A 25,081-nucleotide genomic window follows, 5' to 3' on the forward strand; every position below is an offset into this window, starting at 1 on the left:
CGACGAGTTGAACATGCAAGTTGATCGTGTGCTGCCACAGGACCACCGCCTTCAAAAGGGAACGGCGGCAAGGATCAGCCAGCTTTTTCAGCCCGAATCCGTCGCAATCGTAGGAGCATCCCAGAAGGGAGGCTTTGCAACAGAAATCCTCACCAACATCAAAAAATGGGGCTTCTCGGGAGAGGTCGTTGCAGTAAACCCGCGTTACACGCAGATCGCGGGCGTGCGATGCTATCCGAGCTTGAAAGCTATACCTCATCCCGTTGGCCTTGCCATGGTCGCCATTCCAAGCAAAGCCATTCCAGAGGTCCTTGAGGATTGCGAAGCCGCTGGCGTACGAGCGATTCAGATCATCTCGAGCGGGTTTGCCGAGCAAGCTGGGGAAGGGGCAAGTAAGCAGCGCTGGCTCATGGACTGGGCCGCACGAACGGGCATCCCAGTGGTCGGTCCAAACTGCTTCGGCTTGATGAACGCGGCCAATCGGCTGATGGCAGTGCCGCTGGACTTTCACACCATGAAGGCAGGCGGAATTAGCTCCATCCTGCAGAGCGGTACTCTCGTTTATAGCCTTATCGTGCCATTGCTGGCACGCGGAATCGGCATCGGCCGTGTGGTCACGGTTGGCAATGAAGCATGTCTCGATGTCGCAGATTTCATAGATTATTTTGTCGATGACGAGGATACGCGCGTCATCACCTCTTACTGCGAGCAGATCCGGCGGCCGGTTGAATTCATCAAAGCCTGCGAGCGCGCGGCCGATAAGGGCAAGCCCATCGTGATGATCAAGGTTGGCCGCTCTGAAAAGGCGCGCCAAGCGGCATTGGCTCATACCGGCTCGCTCGTAGGTTCAGACGTGGCGATCGATGCCGTTCTGAAGCGATTGGGTGTCATCCGGGTCGATACCGTTGATGATTTGATTGAGACCGCGGTTGCGTTGTCTTCGACCAAGCGGCCGCGGGGCCGCCGCGTAGCGTTTGCATCTTTCTCCGGTACCGCCGCTGGCATTCTCTCTGACGTCGCCGATTCTTACGGCATAGAGTTTCCGCCGCTGCCCGCAGCGGCGAAGGCCCGGCTGGAAGCGGTCTTTCCCGAGTTCGGCAATGTCGGTAATCCGCTCGATCTCACCGCGCAGGGCGGCTATGATACGCATATCATCGATGAATCACTGAGCACGCTTGCCACCTCTGGCGCGTATGACATGGTAATCTGGGGCCGCGGGTTCCCTTCGTGCCTCGATATGAGCTCGGCCCTCGGACGAGCTTTGTCGCAGGCCGCGGCGTCGGCACCAGAGGTCGTATTCCCGATATTGAGCCTTGCCGGCGGCCATTTCTACACTTCCCTCGATCCAAAGGAGACGATGGTCGAGCCAAGGGCCGATTTCCAAGGCATGCCGTTTCTGCAAGGGCTGGCTCCCGGGCTGAAGGCGCTTTCTGCTCTCATTGGCTATGCTGAGTTTCAACGCGGCCGGAAACCAGGCGATCGTCTGTCGGCCCAGCGGGGGCAACGCAGCGCTTGCTATTCCGACGCATTGCGCACCGTACGCGAATCGAAGGACGACGTTCTGACGGAGCGTGAGGGCAAGCGTCTGCTCGCGCTCTATGGAATCCCGGTCACGCGTGATGCCCTCGCTACCAGTACGGACGAAGCGGTGCGCATTGCACAGACTCTTAGCTTCCCCGTGGTGATGAAAGTCGAGTCGGCCGAGATTGTGCACAAGACGGACGTTGGCGGCGTCATCTTGAATATTCCGTCAGCGGAAAAAGCAGCGGAGGCGTTTGAGCAAATCATGGCGTCGGTCCGGTCTCATCGCCCTGAAGCGATGATCGCCGGAGTCGTGGTGCAGGAAATGGCCAAACCGGGGCCGGAAATCATGCTTGGGGCGACTTTCGATCAGCAATTCGGGCCCGTCATCGCGTTTGGTTTGGGCGGAATCTGGGTTGAGGCCCTAAAGGATGTGCAGGTGCTGCTGCCGCCCTACGATGGGGCCGACGTGCAATCTGCAATTGGGCGGCTGCGCGGCGCGACTGTTCTGCGTGGTGCGCGGGGTAGCGCAAAGACAGACTTGGACGGATTGGCCGACTGCATTGTGAGATTCGGCACGCTCTGCACCGATCTTGCAGACGAGATCGGCGAGATCGATATCAATCCCGTCATCCTTTCTGCCAGTGGCACCGGGCTGACCGCCGTTGACTGCCTGATCGTCAAAAAGAAGATCAAAGGAGGTTAATGGGCGAGCCAGCGATGAGCTGCAAGAATTAGTTAGCGAGACCTTCGCCGAAAAGGGTATCGCCGCCTGATTGAGTTGAGAGGCGGCGGACGTGATCTCTTCGGCTTAGAGGCAGATCTAAGCCGAGCAGTGATCGTCGCTTGCTCCTCCCACAACAGCCTCAGCAGTCGAACCGCTATAGATTCACCAGACCGTGCCGCGAGGAAAGATCACAATGGCGATCAACTATGAAGAGCTGATGGCCATGAAGAAACTTGGCCAAAAATACAGCTATAGCGATCGCGATGTGATGCTTTACGCTCTTGGCATCGGCATGGGAGCTGATCCCCTGGGCCAGAAGGAGCTCGCTTTCGTGAACGAGGCGACAGCGACAGCGCGGCCACTGAAGGTCGTGCCTACGTTTGCCTCAGTCGCTGCCGGGTTCGCTGAACCGGGTGAGTTCAATCTGAACTCCATCGCGTTAGACGGCGAGCGTGATATCACATTTCACGGCGCACTTCCGCCCGCTGCGGATATCACGGCTGATTCCTCCGTGATTGCCGTCTACGACAAAGGCAAGGACAAGGGGGCAGTGATCCGCTTCCGGACGGTGCTGAAGGGCAGTCACGGCGAACCGCTGGCTACCCTGGTGACCTCCTACTTTGCGCGTGGAGATGGCGGTTTTGGCGGCCCGTCCGATCGCCAGCCCAAGCCACACCAAATGCCGAGCCGAACGCCCGACCGGATCGTCGATATTCGCACGCGCCCCGATCAAGGGTTGATCTATCGGCTTTGCGGGGACCGTCACCCCCTGCATTCCGACCCGGCATTCGCCAAACAAGCTGGGTTTCCGAGGCCAATCTTGCACGGTATGTGTACCTACGGAATCACCTGCCGCGGCATTTTGCAGACCTATGCCGATTACGATCCAGGCGCCTTCAGGCGGCACGCGGCGCGGTTTTCATCGCCGGTCTACCCCGGGGAGACTGTTACGCTGGAGATGTGGAAGGATGGCAACGCGGTTTCTTTCGAAGCGAGCGTGAAGAAACGCGGTGTCACAGTTGTCAAGAACGGCATGACGATGCTTGGTTGATATCCGGCGTCGCCGCTCGGAATAATTCCGAGAAACTCGTCGATCTCCCATCGCCTGGGAGCAATAGCATCGCGCAAAACCTGCGCAAAGCCCTCTTTGTCGCCGAAATTCGGCTGCAAAGGGAGGTCAATTCCATCAAATCACATGGAGAGGTAGCTATAAGAAGCATGGGTCAGAGAAGTTAAAACTTAAGAGGAGCGTATGCCTCAGACGTTTCGCGACGCTAAGTGTTATCGCTCGATGTTGTTCGTGCCGGGACACAAGCTCGATTGGATGTTGAAGGCGCCGAAATATGGCTCTGACGCGCTGATCCTTGATCTGGAGGACTCGGTTGGAATCGCGGAGAAGCCGGCGGCGCGCATTGCGGTCGCCGAAGCCATCAAAGAGCTGAGAGCCAAGCCAGTCGGGCTGTTCGTAAGAGTCAACGCATGGCGGACGGGATGCCTGATCGATGACCTGAGCGCGGTGGTCGTTGACGGTCTCGACGGAGTGATGCTGTCCAAGGCCGAGGACCCGGAAGACGTTGCCGCGCTTGACCTCGTCCTAGGCGAGCTGGAGCGGTCTCGCGGGCTTCCGGTTGGTTCAATCGAGATTTGTCCATATCCTGAAACTGCTCTGGCGATGTACCGGCTGTACGAGATTTGCATGGCTTCGCAGCGCGTGAGGCGGGCAGGTGCAGCGACCGGCCCAAACCCCCGAGGCGATGGGGGGCGCTCTCTCGGTCTGCAGTTCGACGAAGAGGACGCCGTCGAGGGGGTCGCCTTCGGAGCCTACTCTGTTCTCCAGGCGCGCGCCGCTGGGATCGTGCAAATCGAAGGCGCGATGACGGGGCGGCTAAACGACCTCGATCTTGTGCGTCGGAACTGCCAAAAATCAAAGCGTATGGGCGCCTCCTTTGCATCTGCGATCCATCCCAGTCACATCCCGATCATCAATCAGATCTACTCGCCCTCGCAAGAGGAGGTGGATGAGGCGCGTGGAGTCGTATCGGCGCTTGCAGAGGGTATCGCTCGTGGCCAAGCCGCGGTTCGCTACAATTCAAAGCTTGTCGACTTTGCAAACGTTCGCGCGGCTATGGACGTGCTCAAGAAGGCCGAGGCGGCGGGAATGAATATCGGCGACGTTCCGAAGATCGAAATTCCGGCCTACTAATAGGTGAGCGCCGGGCGCTCATTCGCGCGCGGCCGTTATCGATATTCGCTGCAAGTTAAATCATACCTGAACCTGAGAGCAAAAGATGCCGGAAGCCCTTCAAGGAATAGTTGTGCTTGATCTTACTCAGTACCTTGCGGGGCCGTATGGCTGTACTCTTCTTGGTGATGTAGGAGCGGATGTCATCAAGATAGAGCCGCCCGCCGGTGACATGGGTCGTCAATATCCATCGAGCTTGCCTAATGAAAATAGATCTTTCATCGGAGCAAACAGGGGCAAACGCTCGATCGTACTCGACCTTAAACGTCCTGAAGGATTGGAGGCCTTCTACCGGCTGGTCGAGCAGGCCGACGTCGTCGTGCATAACTTTCGTCCTTCTGTCCCTAAGAGGCTTGGCATTGATTACGAGACACTGCGTAGCCGGCGTCCAGACCTCATCTACTGCTCATTCACGGGTTACGGAGAGAACGAAGACGGGCCTCTTCGGGACCACCCCGGGTTCGACACGATGCTTCAGTGTTTCACCGGCTTGGCCGCGATGCAGGGGGGCGGGGGCGTACCGCAGATCCTGCAGGGCTCGATCGTTGATTACTATTCATCGTCAATGGTCGCGATCGCGATCTTGTCGGGCCTCGTTCATCGGCTTCGGACTGGTGAAGGACAGCACGTGAGGGCCTCGTTGTTGCGGTCTGCCCTCTCGTTGCAGGCTGGCCAGTTCATTTGGGCCGATGGCGAGCCTCGCGACATCGACCGTTGGTGGGGGCCAGGCATCCAGGGAATATATGAGACCAAGGACGGCTACCTCTTCTTGCAAGCCACCACTCTGCCATTTTGGAAGAACCTTTCCAAACACCTTGGTTTTCCGCACTTGGGGGAGGATCCCCGCTTTGATACCCACGTGAAGCGCACTGCCCTGAGGGACGAGATCAGGCCCTTGATCAGAGGGGGATTAATGCAGCACACCGCGCTGGAATGGGAGCAGCTGATGCTTGGCCAGGTCCCTTGCATCGCAATCCGAGGGATCGGGGACATGTTCGACCACCCTCAAGTCCTCGCGGAGGGGCTCGTCACCGAGCACGAACACCCGAAGATCGGCAAGTACCGAGCTATGACCAAAGCGGTGAAGATGGGTGTGGGAGATCGGCCTACCACACGTGCCCCGATGCTCGGCGAGCACACGGATGATATCTTGACCCAGTTCGGATTCAACGAACATGAGATCGCCATGCTTCGAGCGAAGGGAGCTACAGCGTGAAAACACAAGTCTTCGGAGATATTCGCGTCGACTCGATCCCCGAGTACGATTGGTCGATCGCGCCGGGAGACATGTTGGTAGGGGCGACGCCGGAGGGCGTTGCAGAACACGAGCACTGGCTGGGTCCTCGTCTCGTAGAACCGGGAACGCGAAATCTGAAAGGGCGATCGCATGCGTATCTAATACGCACGCGCCACCATACGATTCTGTTCGATACGTGCTGCGGCAATGACAAGGAGCGTCCGTATTACCCCGAATGGCATCGAATGCGGACACCCTTCCTCGAGAACCTCGCGCGCGCGGGCGTCCGACCCGAGCAGGTCGATTTCGTCATGTGCTCTCATCTGCACGCAGACCACATCGGCTGGAACACGCGGCTGCAGGACGGTGAATGGGTACCCACCTTCCCAAACGCCCGATACCTTATAAGCAAAGGAGAATTCGAATGGTGGCGCGACGCCTTCAAGACTGGTAGTGTGAAGCCGTACCGGAAGCTGTCGTGGGACGACAGTGTATTGCCCGTGGTGGACCGCGGGTTGGCGACGTTCGTGGAAGACGACTATCGCTTCGAGAACGAAATGCCGGACGAGGTCCGCTACATGCCCCTCCACGGTCACACCAAGCATCACTGCGGCCTTTATCTCTGCTCGCGGTCTCGGGATGCGATCTTTAGCGCCGATGCCATCCACCACCCCATCCAGTTGGCCCGGCCGGAGTGGGTTAACGATGGCTACGATAACGCGGCGGCAAGCCAAGTGATACGCGACCTGATTACCCGGTGTATCGACACGTCGACGAAGCTGCTGACGACCCATTTTGCCGCCCCCACCGTAGGGCGCGTGGTGAGCGAGGCGGGCCACACACGTTTTCGCTTTGACGAGGATTGAAGGCCGAATTGATCCCGTCTCACGCACTCGATCAGCGGGCGGTTTCCGCCTCGGCCATCTGATACGCAAGGCGGGGGCGTTATTGCTCGAGCTATCTGCTGGCGAATGGCTGCATTTCGTCCGACCATCCTCCTGGATCCGCTCATCTAGGTCAGTCGTCACGAACGCTTGCTGCACAGGGAAGAACTTATGCAGGCCGGGAAGTCAGACCTGACCAGCGCCTTTGCCGAGGTGTTACAGAGCATCGGGACAACAGAATTGGCTCCTGGCGCCGTCTAAGCGGCCAAGCAAACGCATCCTCGATATGTTGAGTGCCACCTTCGATGGATTGGACGAGCCGGCTTCGGAGGTCGCTTTTGGCTCAATAAGCCCATGTAATGGTCCGTGTACCGTGATCGGTCGCAATGCGACCGCCGGCGCGGCAGACGCCGCGTTCGTGAACGCTGTGACGAGCCACGCCACGGGTCAGGCAGATTGTGGAGGCGGAGGTCACCTGACATACTTCGTGGTCTCGGTATCGCTCGCGGTCGGCCAGCAGCTTCGGTGTTCGGCTACTCTCACTTCATGCAAGAGATTTCGGTCCCGTCCTCATGCTGAGTCTGCCGTTCGCTCTGTTGCCAAGCTGAGCGCAACGTAAACTGTCCGCGTGCTAGGGCGGAAACGCAGAATTTTCGTCGAAGTAGCCGCTGATAATTCATGAAATTCGGCTCATTCCGTCAGATGCGGTCTCGTCGAACCCAAAGCATAAACCCCGCAATGCGGCGAAGATATTCCAGTTCAACAATCGCTGGTTTGTAGCGAAATGTTCCCACGAGACTAACTCGGCCACATTCAGGTTGGCTAGCATGGCGGGCACAATAACCGCCGCCACTGTGGATGGTCAGCCAACGTTCTTCTGGGCTTCCTTGTCGTGCCCTTTGTTGTGCCGGGCTTCTGTTGCTTCCGTTTGGGATGCCTAACTGATCGCTCGCGAATTTTCTGAGCCACTTGTCTACATAATTGTGTTGCGCGTCCCGCTGGACATCAGTGTTGCGGTGACGGCCGTTCGTGCTGAGGTATCCTTTCGCCTACGGCTGCAGCCTGGCCTTGCTTCGCGCTATGATGCGGGAGCCTGCAGGCTTGGCGAGCCTTTATTGCTCCCGCTCAGTCGCCAACTGAGCGGTCATATTGTCAAGACCGTCTACTTGCCGGGCAGAAGTGCGGGATTTCATCCACGTAGGGTCGACAATTGGTAAAATCCCGCTTTGTCGACGAGCTACGGTTCCCTCAGGCTCAAGGTAACGCGCGAAGCTTGAGTCGTTGATGTCCAAGCGTGAGCTTCCAAAAGAAGGGAGAAATCGTGTCAGAGCGGATGTCTCGTAAACTTCAGTGCCGTCGCGTGAGCCGGCGCTCGATCCTCCAATCAACCTCGGTCCTATTGAGTGCACCGTTTGTCGCCAAAGCCACTGCAGCCTTCGGGCAGGAAAAACTCGCCGGGAGTGGCGAAGTAGTGGTCAGCAGCGCAGGCGGCTCGTTTGTGGAGAACTTGCGTAAGTATGTTTGTGACCCCTTTACGAAGGCGACGGGCATTAGGGTTGTCGATGCGACAGCTGACAATGCCGAGCCTCAGATCAAGGCTATGCGCGAAGCTGGCCGGGTCGACTGGGACATCGCCATGCCCAATGCTTATTTTCCGGCCTACTCGGAACTCCAGCAGGCTGGCGCGTTTATGCCCATCGACTACAGCCTATGGGACAATGAAGCCCTCAAAGGTGTGCCGGAATCTGCTCGCCTTACTGACGCGGTCTTAGCGTATCAAAACGCAACTGTGCTTGTTTACGATGAACGCGCTTTCCCGAAGGGCGGCCCCAACAGCTGGGCAGATTTCTGGAATGTCAAAGAGTTTCCGGGTCCGAGGGGGCTCGGCGTCTACAATTCTATTGGTAGTTTAGCGGCTGCGTTGGCCGCGGATGGCTCCACGCAAAAGGGTCTCTTCCAACTGACCAATGATAAGGTCGACCGGGCGCTGAAGAAGCTCGATGAAATCAAGCCGTATGTTACCAAGTGGTGGATGGCGGGAGGGGAGCCCATACAGCTGCTCATCAATCGAGAATATGCATTGACGAGCGCCCCCGACGGCCGTGCCATTGCAGCCATCAAAAAGGGGATCCCTCTTCGCATGATATGGGACGGTGCTGCGATAGTCGATAACTACTGGACAATTCTTAAGGGGGGGCCGAACAGCGCAAACGCACAGAAATTCATCGCATTTGTGAATCGGGCCGAAATAGCGGCCGCCTTTACGCAAGGGACCGGTTATCCCGGCCCCAATGTAAATCAGCTAAGGCACCTGCCAGCCGAACTGACGCCTCTGATTAGCATAAACCCCGACAACGCTGCGAAAACAGCCCGGTGCGACGTGGCCTGGTGGTTTGCAAAACGTCCGGACGGCAAGACCAACGCGGACCACGTCCAGGAGCGTTGGCTGGCATGGCGGACACAATAGCCTGAACCGCTACCGGCCCTGAGTCGGCATCCTCGCCGAGCCTACATAGTGGGCCCGGTTGGTGTACTGCCTGGAAGCATCTTTCTTGGGTTATCAAGCCTACGACAGGTGCCCACTCATTGGGAGGAGGTTCAGTTCTTTAGTAGTGCCGCTCCTTGGGCTTCTGTGACCTTCGCTTGGAATCCCAAACCAGACTTGGCGAATTTCCCGCACCCCTTTTCTACATCATCGTGTTACGCGTCTCGCTAGAGATGAGTGTTACGGTGACTACGCTCGTGTTTGTGCTAATTCTACCCCATCGCTTGACGGGCTGCTTTGCGGCAATGCGCTGCGTGCGCGGATGTAGTCTGCGAAGGGATCTAGGGTGATCTGGTCATTGCCCGAACGGCGGCGAGATAGGCCATCTCGTGGGCAAACTCGAGCCAGCCGTCGTTAAGCTGGAAGGTAATCACGCCGGCCCCGCTGAAGGAGTGATTGCCGACCTTCGCCGCGCCGCCGGTGTTGGCGCCAGCGCGCTATCGCGTGGGCATCGAAACGCGTCAGCCATTCGAACGTGAGCTCACCGGCGCACCCGCGCGTTGAGCGAAGAAGCGCTTCGCCTCCTGCGGCGCCCGCCCAACTGGTAGAATTCGTGCTGTTCCAGCGTTGGTGTACGGGCATCTTGTGCACCTTGCAGTCTTTTCTCGTGCAACCTTAGCCACGAGCGGCCGGCGGTCTTCGGAGGTCCGGATGTTGACCCGAACGGCCGCCGAGATCCGCGCGAAGTTATAGATCATCGACGCCAGTCGTGCAGGCCCAGCGAACTATGCGTCTCGCTCGATTCCATCAGCAGCTTGGCTTCGGCGACGGCAGGGGTTCGCGTCTTGCCGCATCGGCACGCGGGTTGTTGTGAGAACGCCTGGCGGGCCAGTAGGCCGCAGCGCGGCAAAGCGCTGTTGCACGTTCGCGGCGTAAAGCTCATGGTAATTGCTCGACGCGTCCAGGTGGTGTTCACTGATGAGCCGACCCAAGATCATCCGGCGCTCCTCGATGGCCCCTCAGCCGGCTGATCTGGACGCTCTTGAGCGGCCTGCTGCGCTGCTGCGTCGCCATCCAGCCCGGTTTGAGGTTGGGCGGCATGCCGCACGAGTTGCTGTGAGCGCTTCGAACCCGCTATCACGGCAAGGCGGAAAAAAGCAGACCGTCTACAACCTCCTGAAAGCTCAGACCTAGTCGCCATCGTCGAGTGCGAGAAGCTGGCGAGCCAGTACTATCCATTCGCCTGGGCGAGGTGCGGAAGAGCTGCGTCAAGGTGACGGTAGCCTGCTTCTTCGAGCCTGGGCCTCAGCGACGGAGGCGCCGCCGCCGTGAAGACGCCGCCAACACCACGCGCGATTGAGGTTGAGCCCGACCTAGATGGGCGATCAGCCCGTCGTTCCGGTCACTGATCGTCACCGGCGTGAACAGCGTCGCTGGCTCGCCGCGCGCCAAGCCCGGCAGAAGCGCCCGAGCCATGAGCCGTCGCGGGGGAGCAATGCGCGCATGCACTCGGCCTGCATCAGAGTAGGCGACAGGATGTCGGTGCCGCTCGGCTCCCACGCTTGGCCCGCGGCGTCCATACCATACCAGCGCCGGGCGCTAGCCGCGAGCGTCTCGGCGACTGGCGGTCACCGGCGGCGGGCCCGTAACGTCTTGCCAGCACGAGGGCCAACGCCGTGTTTGCATTTGTGCCGACGCGTATCGGGTATATCGCCAGGGGCAGCCAGCTCTGGAAGCGCGCCGCGAACGCTCCGCCAGAGGACGCAGAGCCTCGGCCAAGTGCCGGCCTCGTCCGTCACGTGCGTCTCGAGCTCGGCCTGCAGCATCAGGAGCCAGGCCCAGCCGTACGGCCGCTGGAAGCCGCGCGTCGATGTTGGCCGATTGAGGTAGGCGAGCACGGCTGCGACTTTGTCAGGCGTCAGGGCGCCGTCTAACCAAGCGCGAATCTCGCCCGCGACCCGGAGGCCAACGAAGCGCCGATAGAGGCGCGCCAGTGGGTGTGGACGGACGAGTGCCAGTCTAAGCTGCCGTAGAAGATCGGATGCAGCGCGCGTGGTCACTTCAGATCGTCCGGCCCAATCGCGATGTGATGATCTGGCTGGGTACTCACGCCCTATGTGACTGAGGGCAATCCTGGCGAAGCCTCCGCCCTCTCTGCTGTCATCTTGCTCAATATTGCCTTCGTCGGCTGGCGGCGCATCGCTTCGCAAGAGCAATGTCCACCACGTCAAGCATAATAGGATCGCGGCTGCGCGGGATTTGCGCGAATTCACCTTCTTGATAAGGGAAATTGTTCGTGGATCATGCGTGTGACGCACTGGGCTGCCAATCACTCTGCACACCGGCGAGATGCTCGCCCACGCCGGGGCACTTAAGGTATCGCGCAACACGTTGTGCAAGGTGATCCCGTCGGAGGCAAGATCGTTCGAGTACCAGCGGCGGCGGCTCGAAGGTGAGTTCAGCGACTGGCGGATCGGTATCGCTAATGTCATGCCGACCGCACTAGAGATCTCCAAATTGCGGATCCGAGCCCGACACTTTCCTGCGCTTCTCAAGCCACGCCGCACGAGGCGGTGATCCAGGATACCTGGGTGAATCGGGTTTTAATCGGCAAGCTCGCGGACCTAATGCGGAGTCCCTTATTCGTCCTGCATCTCGCCGGCATGCCAGCGACAGTCGGCCCTACGCGTCCCGCGCATCATTTCCGAATTATTTCCCTTAAAAGGGACGTGAATTCGCGTAAACCCCGCGCAGCCGCGATCCTATTATGCTTGACGTGGTGCACATTGCTCTTGCGGAGCGATGTGCGGGTGGGAGGCGGAATGAGCGAGTTGACACCCAAAGGAACCGAGGCGATCGGGCTCGATCACGTCGACGGCGAATACCTGAACAAGCTCCACCCCGACGTGCTGACTGGGTCGATTGACCCAAGGGGGCCACGCGCGCTGCATCCGATCTTCGGCAGCTTTGACTCTGTCCACGCCCACTATCAACGCTTCGCGGACCTACGGGCTGCAGGCGAGATCCGAGCCAGGCTGGACGGCGCGCTGAGGAGTCCCCACCCGCCAGTGTCAACGCGCGGCTACAATTGGCCGTACGGCTGGGCTTGGCTCCTAGAGCAACAGGCGCAGATCGAGTTTCAGAACTTCACAGCGCTACCACACTGATTTTGTACGTGATCGGGAGGACATCAATGCTCAAGTGGCTGGCTCTAGCCTTATGTGCTGTTTTGCTCAGCGGAAGCCCTGCTGTGGCTAATGATGGGCGAGGCGTAACGCTCCTCAAGGCCGCCCGCCTTCTTGATCCGCGATCCGGAGAAGTACTTTCCCCGGCTGCGGTCCTGATCGAAAACGGAAAGGTCGCTGAGGTAGGGCCGCCGGCGCAGGTCCGCGCGCCCTCGCAGGCCCGAGTGTTGGATCTGGGCGGGGTCACGCTCCTGCCCGGCCTGATCGACAGCCATACCCATCTCTTCCTCGACGTGGTCATTCCTCCAGACGCGGAGCTCACCCGACGGTGGAACCCGGATGCCGCACCCGATCTGCTTCTCGCCATAGTGGAATCGCCGCAAAAGCGCGTGCTCACAGCTGCGCAGCTCGCACGCGAAGACCTGGAGAGCGGCTTCACGACCGTAAGGAATCTTGGGAACTCTGGCATTGACGGTGATACCGAGCTTCGCGACGCAATTAACCGCCGGTAAGGTCGAGGGGCCTCACCTGCTGGCGTCCGGACGAAAGCTGATTGCGCGCGGCTCCCTCCTCAGGAACCTGAACCCCGCGCTCGCCGACGCGATCCTAGACCACGAGGTTTTGATCGTCGACGGCCCCGATGGGGCGCGCGCGGCAGTACAGAGGAACGCCTTCCAGGGCGCCAACCAGATCAAAGTCATTCTCGGCGACGGCATATCCGCAGCCAGCCTCGCCGCGGTGGTCGAGCAGGCGCACCGCCAGAAAATGAAAGTAGCTGCGCATGCCCATGACCGAGCGAGCATCCAGGAAGCGATCGACGCCGGCGTAGACTCGATCGAACACGGAGACGAAGCCACGGATCAGCAGCTGAAGGATATGCGGGACAAGGGCATCTTCTTCGATATAACGCCGTGGGTTTGGGAGACGGTCTATTCGCCTGCGTGGCTCTCGGCGGAATTCCGCGCCCGGCGCGTTGCGCGCGACGATTGGGGCCGCAACGCCGGCGCGGCGCTTGTGCAGAAGGTTCTAAAGTCGGGCGTGAAGTTTGCCGCGGGATCGGACATGTATTTGTACTTTCCCGGCAAGACTCGCGGCGAGGCTTCCGCCACCATGTTCACGGAGCTGAGTCGCGAGGGCATGCCGTCACTGGACATCATGCGAGCGGTGACCGTCAACGCCGCGGAAATGCTGGGCTGGCAGGGCCGGGTTGGCACGATTGAACCCGGCAAGTTTGCGGACATCGTCGCGGTAGCTGGAGACCCTCTCAAGGATATCAGCGAGCTGGAGCGTGTCAAATTCGTGATGAAGGAGGGACGCGTCGTGAAGAACGAGCTGCGTCTTCATGGGTCAGGAGTCTCAGAATGAGCCACCGCGACGAGTAAAATGATGTCGCCGGTTTTATGCCGGCGGCTTTGCGCGCTGTTGCAAAATCACCAGGCAAAGCTTGTTGCGGATCCCGACTGGCTCGCTCACCAGCATCGGCCTATAGCGCTTCTCGCATCCACAGCTCGCTGGGATTATCGGCGGCTCGCCAGAGCGCTTTCAACTCTTCGTTCGTGAGGGTGCGGGTTCGGGCCTATCAGTGCGGAGCCCACTCTTCGTCACCGGATGCGGGGCGCGGAAAACGGGGCTCCGATCGGCCGTGCCGCTCCGGGGGCGATCGATCCCAGCGGACCATTCAGCGGAAGGACTTCCACAAACGGGGCACCGGTCCGGAGGGCAGTCTCCGGACCGAGCTAGCTTCGGCTTCCGGTGGAGAGTTCTGTAGGGTGTCGGGCTTCAAACCTCCAGCTGCCAAAATCGAGAGGAAGACTTGCGAGGCTTGCGCAGCTTGACATTCTCGTCTTCAAGCTTCCTCGCACCGCATCTCGTCGGCAGCAGTCCGTCATACTTTTCTTCCGAGCTGCCCGTGAGATCCAGAAGTCCATCAGGGCTGCCCGCCAGGTGGAGAGTGAGGGGAACCTCTGCGCATCTCCTTGGCTCTCGCCCGATCCGGCTGGAGCGCATCATCGGAAGCGCTGAAGAGCGCTCTGACGCCCGATGCTGCAACCTATTCCTCGGTGTGGATGAACGCCTGCGTCAAAACGAGCGCAGGGTAGAGGTTCCTCACGCCTCGAGGTCTCGCCGGATTCGGCTGGGGTATCCGATGGCCCTCGGCGCCCAGGCCGGTCTTCCGAACACGCCGGTGATCTCGATCGTAGGCGCTTCGGCCATTGCTCGGGAGTTGGAGACGCTCGTGTACCTAGAAGCGACGCTTGATCGCATAAAAGCCTCGAATTCTCGGGCTCAGGCGGAGACTTTCGTGCTTGCGAGGCCGCGCATTGCGGAAATTCGGCTAAGGAATCCCATAGCATTCCGCAGCGCTTCACACCTCGGCCCCCTTTAAAAGACCTCAAGGGCGTGAGGAATTCACGCGCTTTGCCTTAATCACTTAGGGATCTGTGACATGACTAGGAAAATGATGAGTGGGAAGATCGAGGAGATCATCTACGCTCAACTCGAGGAAGGCGAAGACCTTCTTCGAGCTCTTTGGGACATCTGCAAACAAAAGGATGTCAAGACAGGAGTCCTTCTGGACGTGACCGGCTACATGAGGAAGGTTAGGGTACAGCGGGAACCCCACGAGCCACGACCGGGAACAGGAATAGCCGGGATTGACTTTGTTGAAATTCCGGGTGGGCTAGAGGTGAGCGGGCACGGCATCATCGGGATGGGCTGGGTCCCTGACGACTCGATAAAACCCTCGCCAGCGCTTACCCGGGGCGGCGGCCACACGGGTTTCGGTGCCGGAGGCTGGGAGGGACACAAGACACCCTATATCCACGTTCATATTACGGTGACGAACGCCTCCCAGACGGTCTGTGGGCACCTCATGGAGGGGTCATACGTGGGAACTGGATACTTCACAGTCGCTATCGCAAAGGTCTCAGGGGTCATCTTGAGGGCGACCTACGACAAGAGTGGCTACTATCACGAACTCGTACCGGCCTAGGTGGGGCGCGAGGAGGCTGGAAAGGAACGCGGCGTAGCTTTCGACGGTGGATCACCAACCGCTCGAGGAGCTTACGTCGTGACCGGGCATAGCCCTGCCGAAGCTCGAGACCGAGCGGATCGTGGCCGAAGGGTTTGGTGAACCAAATCAACCTGGGACCTTGCTCATTCCTGGATGAAAGAAGGACTCAGGTCAGCGCGATTACCATGCGTGCCGCCCGCGTCGAGTTGCTGCTCAATGAGCTACGTCTGCATGCTCCACAAAGGATTCGACGTAATCCTCGGCACGACCCTCATCCTCATGCCGATGATGAGCCTGCCGACGCTCCCCGTCACTCCGGTCGACCAGAGGCTCGTGCGCGGCGCAAGGACGAATGGAGCGGACCCCGCTCGCCGCCCTGCTCACGATCTTCTACCACTTAGTCTTCGGGCCTGATCGCGGAGATTCTGCTCGTATTGTCTCGGCTTCCACGTACTTAGGAGTGCTCTGCGCGCTTGTTCTGATCAAAAAGCCGCTTCTCGTATTTTTTCAATGACTCGTTGCTTCTTGCGGACTTTGCATACTCGAAGTTCTTGGGCTGCGGCGTCAGTACATTTGCGGTGCAAAGCGCCCGTCAATCACTCTTTCCCGATCGATCCCCGGCTCGAACGTCAGATTCGCGAAGCTGTGAAACTGCATTTCGACCTGCAGGCTACAGATTGGAAAGAGACAGTGATTGGAGATCAGATCAACTCAGCCGCCAGGCACGCTTGCATGGGGCGCGCCGGAGCATCAAAACATCGCACATTGCCATCATCAGTCTCGATCCAGTTAAGGTCCGGATGGAGACCTATTGTAAGTGCTTTGATACTCAGGAAAGTGTTGATTATGGCTTGCTGCAGTGGAATGGCGGGTCTTACGAGGATAGGACATTTCCTCCTCAAATGTCATCGCCACCTGAAATGCTTCATCTTCGGAGCCATTCGACTGGTCTGTGAAGAAAAGAGATCGATTTGCGCCCGAATCCGCAGGATTCGGTCTGCATAGCGACTGAAATCGAAGGGGTTCAGCTTTCGGGTTATGTAAACTCGTTCCCGTGAATGCTGGATCGGTCGTGTCTGGTTAAGTCTTAGCCGTCGTCCGTGGACAGGAGTTCACGCGTTTCATCGAATTCGGCGAGGATATCGTGACACGGGGTCGGGCAAGTTCGAATAAAGCGACAGAATATGCGCGTGCTGGGCAAGGCTCAAAAGACAGCTTTGCTCGGGCACGCCTTGTTTTCCCTGATGGGACCTCGCGAGTCACCGTCGAGCGGGATCCGGAGCCGGTCTACATCGAGCGCGGATCGGGCAGCTATGTGTTCGACATCGATGGCCGGCGATTCCTGGATCTCAACTGCAACTTCACGACCTTGATCCATGGTCATGCATTCGCGCCTGTTGTCGAAGCTTTGACCGATCAACTGCAACGCGGCAACTGCTTTGCAAATCCGACACGTGGAGAAATTGCGCTGGCAGAGCTGCTTTGCGACCGGATTCCGCGGGTTGATCGGGTTCGTTTCGTCAACACGGGAACCGAGGCCGTCCTCTTTGCCGTCAAGGCTGCTCGGGCCTTCACCGGTCGTTCAAGAATCGCCAAGCTCGAAGGCGCTTATCATGGCGCCTACGATTGGGTCGAGGTGAGCCAGGCGGCGACGGCAGATAACTGGGGTGATCCTGCTTCCCCCAAGTCTGTGCCTCTCTATCGTGGCGTGCCTGAAAGTGTTCTCGGCGAAGTTGTTGTACTCCGGTTCAACGACGTTGAGGGTGCGCGCCGGCTATTGTCGCTGCATGCGCGCGATCTCGCGGCTGTCGTTTTGGATCCGATGCCAAGCCGCGGCGGACTGACTGCGCCTAGTCCGGAATTCATTGCCGCGGTTCAACAGACTGCACGTGACAACGGCGTGCTGCTGATTGCTGATGAGGTTTTAAATCTCAGGCAGAGTTTTGAAGGGGCTGCCGCACGCTATGGCCTCGTTCCGGACCTCGTCACCATGGGCAAGATTATCGGTGGAGGTCTGCCGATTGGCGCAATCGGTGGCCGCGAGGACGTGATGAAGGTGTTTGATGCCTCGGCGGGCCGGCCCCTGCTTCCGCAGGGCGGGACGTTCTCTGCCAATCCCCTCTCGATGACCGCTGGCCTTGTCTCAATGCGGCACCTGGACCATGCGGCCTTTGCCCATCTTGAGGTGCTTGGCAACTTTGTACGACACGGAATTAGTCGAGCTATCGAAAAGAAGGGAGTCTCGCTCTGCGTGACGGGCGCCGCCTCACTATTTCGCATTCATCCCATGGCGCAGCCGCCGATCGACTATCGCGATGCGTTTCCGTCTCCCAGCGGAGCGGCGCTCATGAAGGAGCTTACGCGCTTCTTTGCTTCTAATGGCATCATCCTGCCATATGGCGCCGCTGCTGCGCTCTCGACACCGATGACTCGCGCGGACGCTGAGATCATTATCGAGGTGTTCGAAGGCTTTCTCGATAATCGTCAAAACCAGTTGGACGGCATTGAGGTGCAGAAGTGACCGAAGTAACAGTTGCGCAGCGTATTGCCCTCGCTTTGCAGCGTCACGGCGTGAAGGTGATCTTCGGCCAAAGCCTGCCGTCAGCCGTCATTCTTGCTTGCGAAGCAATCGGTATTCGACAGCTCTCCTACCGACAGGAGAACATGGGCGGCGCGATGGCCGACGGCTTTGCGCGCGTTTCAGGTCAGATCGCCGTCGTTGCCGCTCAAAACGGGCCTGCGGCAACCTTGCTTGTCCCCCCTCTCGCCGAGGCATACAAGGCGAGTATTCCCATCGTCGCCCTGGTGCAGGAGGTGGAGCGTAACCAGCTCGACCGCAATGCTTTCCAGGAGCTTGATCATTTTGCGCTATTTTCGTCGTGCGCCAAATCTGTGCGGCGAATCATCACCGCAGATCGCATCGACGACTATGTCGATGCGGCCTTTGTCGCTGCCGGCAGCGGCCGGCCGGGGCCAGCTGTCCTATTGTTGCCGGCCGATCTGTTGCGCGAAAAAGCGCCCGCTTCAAATCGTGAGCGCCGGTCGAGCTTTGGTGAATGGCCAATTGATCGGCCGCGCCCCAGCGAGGCGGTGATTCGCGCGGCGGCCGTATCGATTGCGGCAGCAAAGGCCCCCGTCGTCCTCGCCGGGGGCGGTGTTGCATCTCCCGCCGCGGCTGCTGCGATAGCCAAGTTGCAGGACATCGCGCATTTGCCGGTATTTACCACGACCATGGGCAAAGGCGCGGTCGACGAAACGCACCCACTCTCCGCGGGGGTCCTTGGCGTTCTGGTCGGTCCTCGCTCGCTTGGCAAACACACTCTGCCGATCCTGCAAGAGGCGGATCTCGTTATCCTGGTCGGGACGCGCACCAACCAGAATGGCACTGACAGCTGGCGACAAGTTCCTGCAAATGCGCGCGTCATCCACATCGATGTCGACCCCCAGGAGATCGGGCGAAATTATGAGGCGACGCGTCTTGTTGGCGATGCTGCGGCAACGCTGGAGGCACTCTGCGGTGCGATCGAACAGGTCGATCTTTCATTGCGTCGAGATAGTCGTGGCGGCTTGGAGAAACGTATCGCCGCGGCTTGGAAGACTTTCGAAAATGAGCGCTCCGTGTTTTCGGGCAGTAATGGAAGCCCAATCCGGCCTGAGCGTGTGATGCACGAACTCCAGGCGCGTCTGGCGCCGGAAACAATCGTGGTCGCCGACGCAAGTTACTCGTCGATGTGGGTTGTCGGTCAGCTTCGTGGCCGAACGGCAGGCCAGCGATTTATCACGCCCCGCGGTTTGGCGGGACTTGGCTGGGGGCTGCCACTTGCTATCGGCGCCAAGCTGGCGCGGCCCGCGAGCCCTGTCGTAGCCTTGGTCGGAGATGGCGGCTTTGCGCACAGTTGGGCCGAACTTGAAACTGCGGTCCGCAGCAATGTGCCTGTCGTCGTTATCGTGCTCAACAACGGCATTCTGGGATTTCAAAAAGATGCAGAGACGGTGAAGTTTGGCGGCTACACGACAGCCTGCCATTTCTCGCCTGTTGATCACGCAGCGATCGCGCGCGCGTGCGGATGCGGCGGCGCCGTGGTTTCAGCGCCCGGCGATCTGGGGAAGGCGCTCGACCTTGCGCTGACAGAGCGGCGACCGTGGTTGATAGAGGTGGTGACCGATCCATCGGCTCATCCGCCCATCTCGCTTTTCGACGGGACGCTTGATCGAGCTCTCGCGTCCGTTTGAGAAACACGTGTGTGTCGACGCTCATCAGGTATCTGCTCTGTCGAAGGAGAACTCGAGGGGCCCTGGGAGGCCTCGTCTATGGGCGAGCTTCCCGGGAGCCCGCTGACTTTGCTGCGCCTGATCGCCGACGGCCAATGAGGCAGCCAATATGGCGCCTGGAAAAGACGAGATCCAAATGGTCGTTTATCGACACATGAGAATGGCTGAGATATCGCGTGGCGGAGCGTGCGCAGATTGTTCACCGAGCACGCTGTGTTCAATCCTCCGTCCTCACTGTCTTTCCTCCCTCGACGAATGCGAACTGGTCGCCCTTTATGGGGCGGCCACTTCTTCTCTTAAAAACTGAGCTCTCCGGTCGGGCGTTAGATCCAGTTCGATGAGATGACTGACGATGAGTAGTTCAATCTATGGCGGTCCCGTTTTCGAGATGGCTCGGCAGCAGTTCGAGCAGGTGGCCAATCACCTGCAGATTCCGGAAATGGAGAGGGATCGGCTGCTTTATCCGAAGCGCGCAATCGCAGTGTCCTGCCCCATTCACCGGGACGATGGCCGAACGGAAGTCTTCCAGGGTTACCGGGTACAGCATCACCTGACGCTCGGGCCAACGAAGGGCGGCACAAGGTTCGCTCCCTCAGTGGATGTCGGCGAGGTCGCTGCACTGGCTGTTTGGATGAGCTGGAAATGCGCGCTGGCGGGACTTCCCTATGGCGGAGCAAAGGGTGGAATAACCGTCGATCCGTACACGCTGTCGCCGCGCGAACTCGAAGCGCTGTCCCGGCGCTACATGCAGGAGATGATACCCTTTGTCGGGCCGCACACCGATGTCATGGCGCCGGACATGGGTACGAATGAGCAGGTCATGGCCTGGTTCATGGACACCTATTCCATGTACCAAGGCCAGACGATCAACGAGATCGTAACCGGAAAGCCCGTCTCGGCAGGAGGTACACTTGGTCGCCGCGAAGCGACCGGGCGCGGGGTCGCCTATCTTGTGGGCCGGGCCCTTGATCATCTTGGGATCAAGGCAGGCAATGCGACGGCAATTGTCCAGGGGTTCGGCAATGTGGGGTCAGTGACTGCCTATTCTCTTGCGGAGAGAGGCGTGAAAATTATCGGGGTCAGCGATCACACTGCCGCATACTATGATCCATCGGGGCTGGATGTCGCCGAGCTACAGAGACACATCACTAAGCGAGGCCAGCTTGCGGGGTTTTCGACCCAGAGCACGATAGAGCCTTCGGAGCTGCTATTGCAAAAGTGCGATGTGCTCGTACCAGCTGCGATGGAGCAGGTGATTACGGGCGAAAATGCCTCCGAGCTACAATGCCGCATTCTTGCAGAGGGCGCCAATGGTCCAACGACGCCCGAAGCCGACGCCATACTGGATCGACGACACGACGAGATCTTCGTGCTGCCCGATATTCTCTGTAACGCAGGCGGGGTCATCGTCAGCTATTTCGAATGGGTGCAGGATCTGCAGCGGCTATTCTGGGAGGAGGCCGAAGTGTTCGACCGCCTCTACCGGATTCTCGAGCGCTCCTTTCAACAAGTGATTGCCCGCGCCAAACGCGACGGCATTTCTCATCGCATGGCGGCCATGGCAATCGGCGTGAGTGTTGTGCAATCAGCCAAGAGTACCCGAGGCCTTTTTCCGTAATGACTGTCGTTCCGACCCATCGTACCGAAACGGAGAGACCCATGCTTGTTGCCCCCTGGCGGATCGGAATCGACATCGGAGGCACGTTTACCGATGTCGTGGCTATTGATTGCAACGGCCAGATCGAGGTCCTCAAGTCGCCTTCCAGGCCTGACGATCCCACAGCTGGCGTGATGGCGGCACTTGAAGGGCTTGCGCGGCGCCTTGGCCTTGCTACGAAGGACCTGCTTGGCGGCTGCGCGATGCTCGTGCACGGTTCGACGATTGCGACGAACACGGTACTCGAAGGCAAGGGGGCTAAGGTCGGCCTTCTCACGACCAAGGGATTTCGCGACACACTTGAGATCCGGCGGGGCATCCGCGAGGAGCCTTGGAACCATCGTCCGGCGTTCCCGAACGTGCTGGTGCCACGCCGCTGGCGTCTGGGGGTTAGCGGGCGTCTCGATAGGGATGGGCGTGAACTCGCAGCGCTGGACGAGGCAGAGGTGAAGGCGGCATCAGCGGCATTCAAGACCGCCGGCCTCGATTGTGTCGCGGTGTCCTTTCTCCATAGCTATATCAATGGCGCGCAGGAGCGTCGGGCCATGGAGATCCTGTCGGTGGAGTGGGATCCGGATGCGATCTTCTGCTCCCACGAGATCTCCCCTTACGCTGGTGAATATGGCCGCACGTCCTCGACGGTGCTCGCGGCCTATGTCTCGAAGCGTGTCGTTCCTTACCTGCGCTCTCTGGAAGGTATTTTGCGCCAGAGCGGACTGTTCGGTCCGCTGCTCCTCATTCAAAGCAACGGCGGGATCGCGTCCGTTGACGAAATCGCGCGTAATCCGGCCTGCCTGCTTCTGTCCGGCCCTGCGGCGCAGGTTGGTGCGCTGAGACATGTTGCGGCGACTGCGGGCACCGATAATCTGATCTCTTTGGAGATGGGAGGGACGAGCTGCGACCTCGCCTTGATGGAAGGGGGGCGCGTCCATTCGACCGACCGGATCGATATTGCCGGATACCTCGCCCTTGTGCCGAGTGTAGACATTCACTCTGTCAGCGCAGGCGGCGGCAGCATTGCTCGCCTCGATGCTGGCGGGATGGTGACGCTCGGGCCCGATGGCGCCGGATCGGTGCCTGGCCCAGTCTGCTATCGGCGCGGCGGACAAAACCCGACAAATACTGACGCCCAGCTCGTCCTCGGCCGTCTTGCCCCGGGACCGTTCGCCGGCGGCACGCTCGATCTCGACGATCAGGCGGCCCGGCAGGCGCTGCAGCGCGTCTATGGCGATACCGTTGGGCTAGCGCCCGAAGCGGCCGCGCTTGGCATCGTCGAGCTGATGGACCAGAATTTGCGGCATGCCGTGGAGCATGTGAGCGCGGAGCGTGGCTTTGACCTTCGCAACTTTACGCTCGTTGCCGTCGGCGGTGCCGGCGCGTTGCATGCATCTTCCGTGGGCCGAAGCCTCGGCTGTTCGAACGTTTACATCCCGCGGCTTGCGGGCGTCTTCTGCGCATTCGGCATGCTCAATTCCGACGTGCGCCTCGACGAGGTCCGAACGATCCGCCGGCCCTTCAATCAGCAGGCCCTTCAGGATCTGGAGCGTGTTGCGCACGAGCTGGAAATCGCGCTGCGCACACGTCTCATGGCATACGGCGAGGCTGGCAGCCATCCGCGTTTCACCCGCTACATCGATCTCAACTACCTGGATCAGCAGTCTCAGCTCTCGATCGAGTGGGCGGATGATAATATCAATAGCATCGTCGCGAACTACGAGGAGCGCTACAGTCTCCTTTATGGCCACGCTCACAAGCATTCACCGATCATGACCTGCGCGCTGCGTGTCAGCGGATCTCGCCAGTTTCCGGGCGTTTCGATCCAGAAAATGCCAGTAACCGACTACGTTCCGCCCCCCTCTGGCAAACGCCGCATCCACGTCAGTCCGGAGATTGGAGCAGTAGATGCAAACGTCTACAAAGGCTCAGATCTGCGGCCAGGCGCGCATCTTAGTGGACCTGCAGTCATCAACGATATGACGACCACCGTGTTCATCGGAAAGGATGACAGGTTGGAAGTGGACGCGACGAACAACTTCGTTGTTCGGCTGGCTGTTCCGGCTCAAGGAGGCAAGGCATGAGGGCAATCGATCCAATCAGCTTGGCACTCGGCCAGAAGCAACTCGATCATATCTGTCGCACGATGGGTTGGGTCATGGCGCGCACCGCGCGAAGCCCGATCTTCAGCCAGTCGCACGACTTTTCCTGCTTCATCGGAAGCAGGTCCGGGCAGGTCGTCTCCCAAGCCGACGGCATTCCAATTCATACCGGGGGAGGTGGGATTGCGCTGACACGGCTTATGGAAACTTTCGGGGACCGCATCCATCCCGGCGATTGTTTTCTGGCCAACGATCCGTATGTTGCCGGCGGCAATCACCTGCCGGACTTCACAGTCATGCGACCGGTGTTCCTGAACGATGCGCTCGTCGCGTTCACTTGTAATCGTGCGCATCAATCCGATATCGGAGGCGGAGCGGCCGGCACGTACAATCCGAAAGCCGAGGAGATTTTTCAGGAAGGGCTGCGCATACCCGTCATCAAGCTGGTCTCACAAGGAGAAATCCAGGATGATCTTTGGCGCCTGATCCTTCTGAACTCGAGGACCCCCGACCTTCTGGACGGCGATCTCCGCGCCATGCTGGGCTCCACGGAAATCGGCGCCAAGCGTGTTCAGGACATGGCAAGCCCCATGGGAGCCGAGGGACTGGACGAATTGTTCGCATCGCTGCTCGACTGGGCAGAGGAAAGCTTTCTCGCAGCGATCCGTAAACTCAGGCCTGGAACGTACACGGGCGAGGATTTCTTCGATCACGATTGCTTCGAGGCCACACACGCACGCATTAAGACGGCCATTACCATCGGGCCGGACGGAGTTCTCGTGGACTTCGCAGGCACAAGCCCCCAGATGCGCGGCTTCAAGAACAGCTCACTGGCGAATACGCGATCAGCCGTGCTCTTTGGGCTGGTCTCGTTTCTTGGTGCACACATCCCTCGTAACGATGGCGTCTTTCGCCGCGTTCGCGTCGAGGCCCCTGAGGGATCGCTTGTCAACGCGAAATCGCCGGCCCCCGTCACCTCTGCGACCACCTATCCAGCGCATCAAATCATCCATGCGATCTGGCAGGCATTGAGCCCAACGGCTCCTGAATTGAGCTGCGCAGGCTGGAGCCGGATCTCGCATTGCAACACGTCCGGGACAGATGACAGCGGACGATACTACGTTGCATATCAGTGGCTGGCGCAGCCTGGAGCCGGCGCCGTCAAAGGCCGAGATGGATTCAATGTCATGGGGCAGATCACCACGCTCGGCGGTCTCGCATTGCCCGATGTTGAAGATTTCGAAACAAGCTATCCCTTCCTTGTTGAGCGTCAGGAGTTTGTTACTGATGGCGGTGGCGCGGGCCGCTACCGGGGCGGCACCGGTGCGGTAGCAACGGTCAAAGTACAGTATCCTGCAGAGTACTCGTTTCGCGGCGAAGGCAACGGCAATCCGACGTCCTTTGGCGTCCTGGGCGGACATGCCGCGGACGTCGGGAGCTGTTCGATCAACTTCGAGGATGGTTCGTCATACGTGCCGCCCCGTTTCGGTGTCGAGCGGCTGCCCCCGTTGACACTCACGATCAAGGCCGCCGGCGGTGGCGGCTTCGGGGCGCCATATCTGCGGCCTGCGGAGGAAGTTCTAAACGACGTGCTCGACGGAATGGTGAGCCGTGAAAAGGCGGAGGCAGACTACGGAGTTGTTCTGACAGGCAAAGATCTGCAAATCGATGAAGAGGCAACGCGCGTACGGCGGCAGCAGCTTAGGAACCTTGAAAGAAGAGCATGAACCAAATCGACTTTTTGAAAGGCCGATAAGGGAAA

Annotated in this window: 18 protein-coding genes and 1 pseudogene; 16 read left to right on the forward strand and 3 right to left on the reverse strand. The window is 59.4% G+C overall.

The genetic code is table 11. The features are described 5' to 3' along the window. The first annotated feature begins 13 nt into the window (after positions 1 to 13). The 7 genes from ACNJYD_RS09480 to ACNJYD_RS09510 all read left to right on the forward strand — a co-directional run bounded on the left by ACNJYD_RS09480 (position 14) and on the right by ACNJYD_RS09510 (position 9,078). Positions 14 to 2,227: an acetate--CoA ligase family protein gene (locus ACNJYD_RS09480; RefSeq protein ID WP_439366114.1), complete on the forward strand. Its 2,214-nt coding sequence runs from the start codon at positions 14 to 16 to the stop codon at positions 2,225 to 2,227. Between the two features lie 214 nt (positions 2,228 to 2,441). Then, positions 2,442 to 3,299 (forward strand): MaoC/PaaZ C-terminal domain-containing protein, encoded by an 858-nt coding sequence (locus tag ACNJYD_RS09485; protein ID WP_439366115.1) that lies wholly within the window; start codon positions 2,442 to 2,444, stop codon positions 3,297 to 3,299. A 201-nt stretch (positions 3,300 to 3,500) separates the two neighbouring features. Next, entirely contained in the window at positions 3,501 to 4,451 is a 951-nt protein-coding gene (locus ACNJYD_RS09490) for an HpcH/HpaI aldolase/citrate lyase family protein (RefSeq protein WP_439366116.1), read from the forward strand. Positions 4,452 to 4,536: 85 nt separating this feature from the next. After that, positions 4,537 to 5,706 carry a CaiB/BaiF CoA transferase family protein gene (locus tag ACNJYD_RS09495; protein ID WP_439366117.1) on the forward strand — a complete coding sequence of 390 codons (1,170 nt, stop codon included), beginning with the start codon at positions 4,537 to 4,539 and terminating at the stop codon, positions 5,704 to 5,706. Next, positions 5,703 to 6,593 (forward strand): MBL fold metallo-hydrolase, encoded by an 891-nt coding sequence (locus ACNJYD_RS09500; RefSeq protein WP_439366118.1) that lies wholly within the window; start codon positions 5,703 to 5,705, stop codon positions 6,591 to 6,593. The genes ACNJYD_RS09495 and ACNJYD_RS09500 overlap by 4 nt, the downstream gene beginning before the upstream one ends. A 304-nt stretch (positions 6,594 to 6,897) precedes the next feature. Next, positions 6,898 to 7,230 (forward strand): hypothetical protein, encoded by a 333-nt coding sequence (locus tag ACNJYD_RS09505; RefSeq protein WP_439366119.1) that lies wholly within the window; start codon positions 6,898 to 6,900, stop codon positions 7,228 to 7,230. A 675-nt stretch (positions 7,231 to 7,905) separates the two neighbouring features. Beyond that, entirely contained in the window at positions 7,906 to 9,078 is a 1,173-nt protein-coding gene (locus tag ACNJYD_RS09510; protein ID WP_439366120.1) for an ABC transporter substrate-binding protein, read from the forward strand. Positions 9,079 to 10,508: 1,430 nt separating this feature from the next. On the opposite strand, the gene ACNJYD_RS09515 is transcribed toward ACNJYD_RS09510, so the two are convergent. From ACNJYD_RS09515 to ACNJYD_RS09525, 3 genes and pseudogenes are all read right to left on the reverse strand, one after another. Beyond that, the gene (locus tag ACNJYD_RS09515) at positions 10,509 to 10,676 is read right to left on the reverse strand and encodes a DUF2891 family protein (RefSeq protein WP_439366121.1); all 168 of its coding nucleotides are present in this window, start codon (positions 10,674 to 10,676) and stop codon (positions 10,509 to 10,511) included. Next, positions 10,616 to 10,819, reverse strand: a complete 204-nt coding sequence (locus ACNJYD_RS09520; RefSeq protein WP_439367442.1) for a hypothetical protein — start codon at positions 10,817 to 10,819, stop codon at positions 10,616 to 10,618. Before ACNJYD_RS09520 ends, ACNJYD_RS09515 begins: the two co-directional genes overlap by 61 nt. Further along, positions 10,725 to 11,143: pseudogene (locus tag ACNJYD_RS09525) on the reverse strand (DUF2891 family protein). The gene ACNJYD_RS09520 and the pseudogene ACNJYD_RS09525 overlap by 95 nt, the downstream one beginning before the upstream one ends. A 775-nt stretch (positions 11,144 to 11,918) precedes the next feature. On the opposite strand from ACNJYD_RS09525, the gene ACNJYD_RS09530 reads away from it, so the two are divergent. The 9 genes from ACNJYD_RS09530 (at position 11,919) to ACNJYD_RS09570 (ending at position 25,046) form a co-directional block, all read left to right on the forward strand. Next, positions 11,919 to 12,263 (forward strand): DUF2891 family protein, encoded by a 345-nt coding sequence (locus ACNJYD_RS09530; RefSeq protein WP_439366122.1) that lies wholly within the window; start codon positions 11,919 to 11,921, stop codon positions 12,261 to 12,263. Positions 12,264 to 12,289: 26 nt separating this feature from the next. Continuing rightward, positions 12,290 to 12,793, forward strand: coding sequence for an amidohydrolase family protein (locus ACNJYD_RS09535; protein ID WP_439366123.1), 504 nt, complete (start codon positions 12,290 to 12,292; stop codon positions 12,791 to 12,793). Continuing rightward, positions 12,756 to 13,646, forward strand: a complete 891-nt coding sequence (locus ACNJYD_RS09540; RefSeq protein ID WP_439367443.1) for an amidohydrolase family protein — start codon at positions 12,756 to 12,758, stop codon at positions 13,644 to 13,646. The genes ACNJYD_RS09535 and ACNJYD_RS09540 overlap by 38 nt, the downstream gene beginning before the upstream one ends. Before the next feature lie 1,081 nt (positions 13,647 to 14,727). After that, positions 14,728 to 15,273 (forward strand): PCC domain-containing protein, encoded by a 546-nt coding sequence (locus ACNJYD_RS09545; protein WP_439366124.1) that lies wholly within the window; start codon positions 14,728 to 14,730, stop codon positions 15,271 to 15,273. A 1,165-nt stretch (positions 15,274 to 16,438) separates the two neighbouring features. Continuing rightward, positions 16,439 to 17,815, forward strand: a complete 1,377-nt coding sequence (locus tag ACNJYD_RS09550; protein ID WP_439366125.1) for an aspartate aminotransferase family protein — start codon at positions 16,439 to 16,441, stop codon at positions 17,813 to 17,815. Continuing rightward, positions 17,812 to 19,527, forward strand: coding sequence for an acetolactate synthase catalytic subunit (locus ACNJYD_RS09555; protein WP_439366126.1), 1,716 nt, complete (start codon positions 17,812 to 17,814; stop codon positions 19,525 to 19,527). Before ACNJYD_RS09550 ends, ACNJYD_RS09555 begins: the two co-directional genes overlap by 4 nt. Before the next feature lie 391 nt (positions 19,528 to 19,918). Beyond that, on the forward strand, positions 19,919 to 21,184 hold the full coding sequence (locus tag ACNJYD_RS09560; protein WP_439366127.1) for a Glu/Leu/Phe/Val family dehydrogenase: 1,266 nt from the start codon (positions 19,919 to 19,921) through the stop codon (positions 21,182 to 21,184). 41 nt (positions 21,185 to 21,225) lie between these two features. Continuing rightward, positions 21,226 to 23,301, forward strand: coding sequence for a hydantoinase/oxoprolinase family protein (locus ACNJYD_RS09565; protein ID WP_439366128.1), 2,076 nt, complete (start codon positions 21,226 to 21,228; stop codon positions 23,299 to 23,301). Further along, positions 23,298 to 25,046, forward strand: coding sequence for a hydantoinase B/oxoprolinase family protein (locus ACNJYD_RS09570; RefSeq protein WP_439366129.1), 1,749 nt, complete (start codon positions 23,298 to 23,300; stop codon positions 25,044 to 25,046). The genes ACNJYD_RS09565 and ACNJYD_RS09570 overlap by 4 nt, the downstream gene beginning before the upstream one ends. The last annotated feature ends 35 nt before the right edge of the window (positions 25,047 to 25,081 follow it).

The organism is Bradyrhizobium sp. SPXBL-02 (assembly GCF_051853065.1).
In the GTDB taxonomy this organism is placed as follows: domain Bacteria; phylum Pseudomonadota; class Alphaproteobacteria; order Rhizobiales; family Xanthobacteraceae; genus Bradyrhizobium.

Bases quoted from the DNA above. Each gene is read 5' to 3' on its own strand.
- ACNJYD_RS09490 (WP_439366116.1), top strand. From the start codon at position 3,501: ATGCCTCAGACGTTTCGCGACGCTAAGTGTTATCGCTCGATGTTGTTC.
- ACNJYD_RS09560 (WP_439366127.1), top strand. From the start codon at position 19,919: ATGAGTAGTTCAATCTATGGCGGTCCCGTTTTCGAGATGGCTCGGCAG.
- ACNJYD_RS09565 (WP_439366128.1), top strand. From the start codon at position 21,226: ATGCTTGTTGCCCCCTGGCGGATCGGAATCGACATCGGAGGCACGTTT.
- ACNJYD_RS09515 (WP_439366121.1), bottom strand. From the start codon at position 10,676: ATGGACGCCGCGGGCCAAGCGTGGGAGCCGAGCGGCACCGACATCCTG.
- ACNJYD_RS09530 (WP_439366122.1), top strand. From the start codon at position 11,919: ATGAGCGAGTTGACACCCAAAGGAACCGAGGCGATCGGGCTCGATCAC.
- ACNJYD_RS09535 (WP_439366123.1), top strand. From the start codon at position 12,290: ATGCTCAAGTGGCTGGCTCTAGCCTTATGTGCTGTTTTGCTCAGCGGA.
- ACNJYD_RS09570 (WP_439366129.1), top strand. From the start codon at position 23,298: ATGAGGGCAATCGATCCAATCAGCTTGGCACTCGGCCAGAAGCAACTC.
- ACNJYD_RS09495 (WP_439366117.1), top strand. From the start codon at position 4,537: ATGCCGGAAGCCCTTCAAGGAATAGTTGTGCTTGATCTTACTCAGTAC.
- ACNJYD_RS09485 (WP_439366115.1), top strand. From the start codon at position 2,442: ATGGCGATCAACTATGAAGAGCTGATGGCCATGAAGAAACTTGGCCAA.
- ACNJYD_RS09505 (WP_439366119.1), top strand. From the start codon at position 6,898: ATGTTGAGTGCCACCTTCGATGGATTGGACGAGCCGGCTTCGGAGGTC.
- ACNJYD_RS09545 (WP_439366124.1), top strand. From the start codon at position 14,728: ATGACTAGGAAAATGATGAGTGGGAAGATCGAGGAGATCATCTACGCT.
- ACNJYD_RS09480 (WP_439366114.1), top strand. From the start codon at position 14: ATGCAAGTTGATCGTGTGCTGCCACAGGACCACCGCCTTCAAAAGGGA.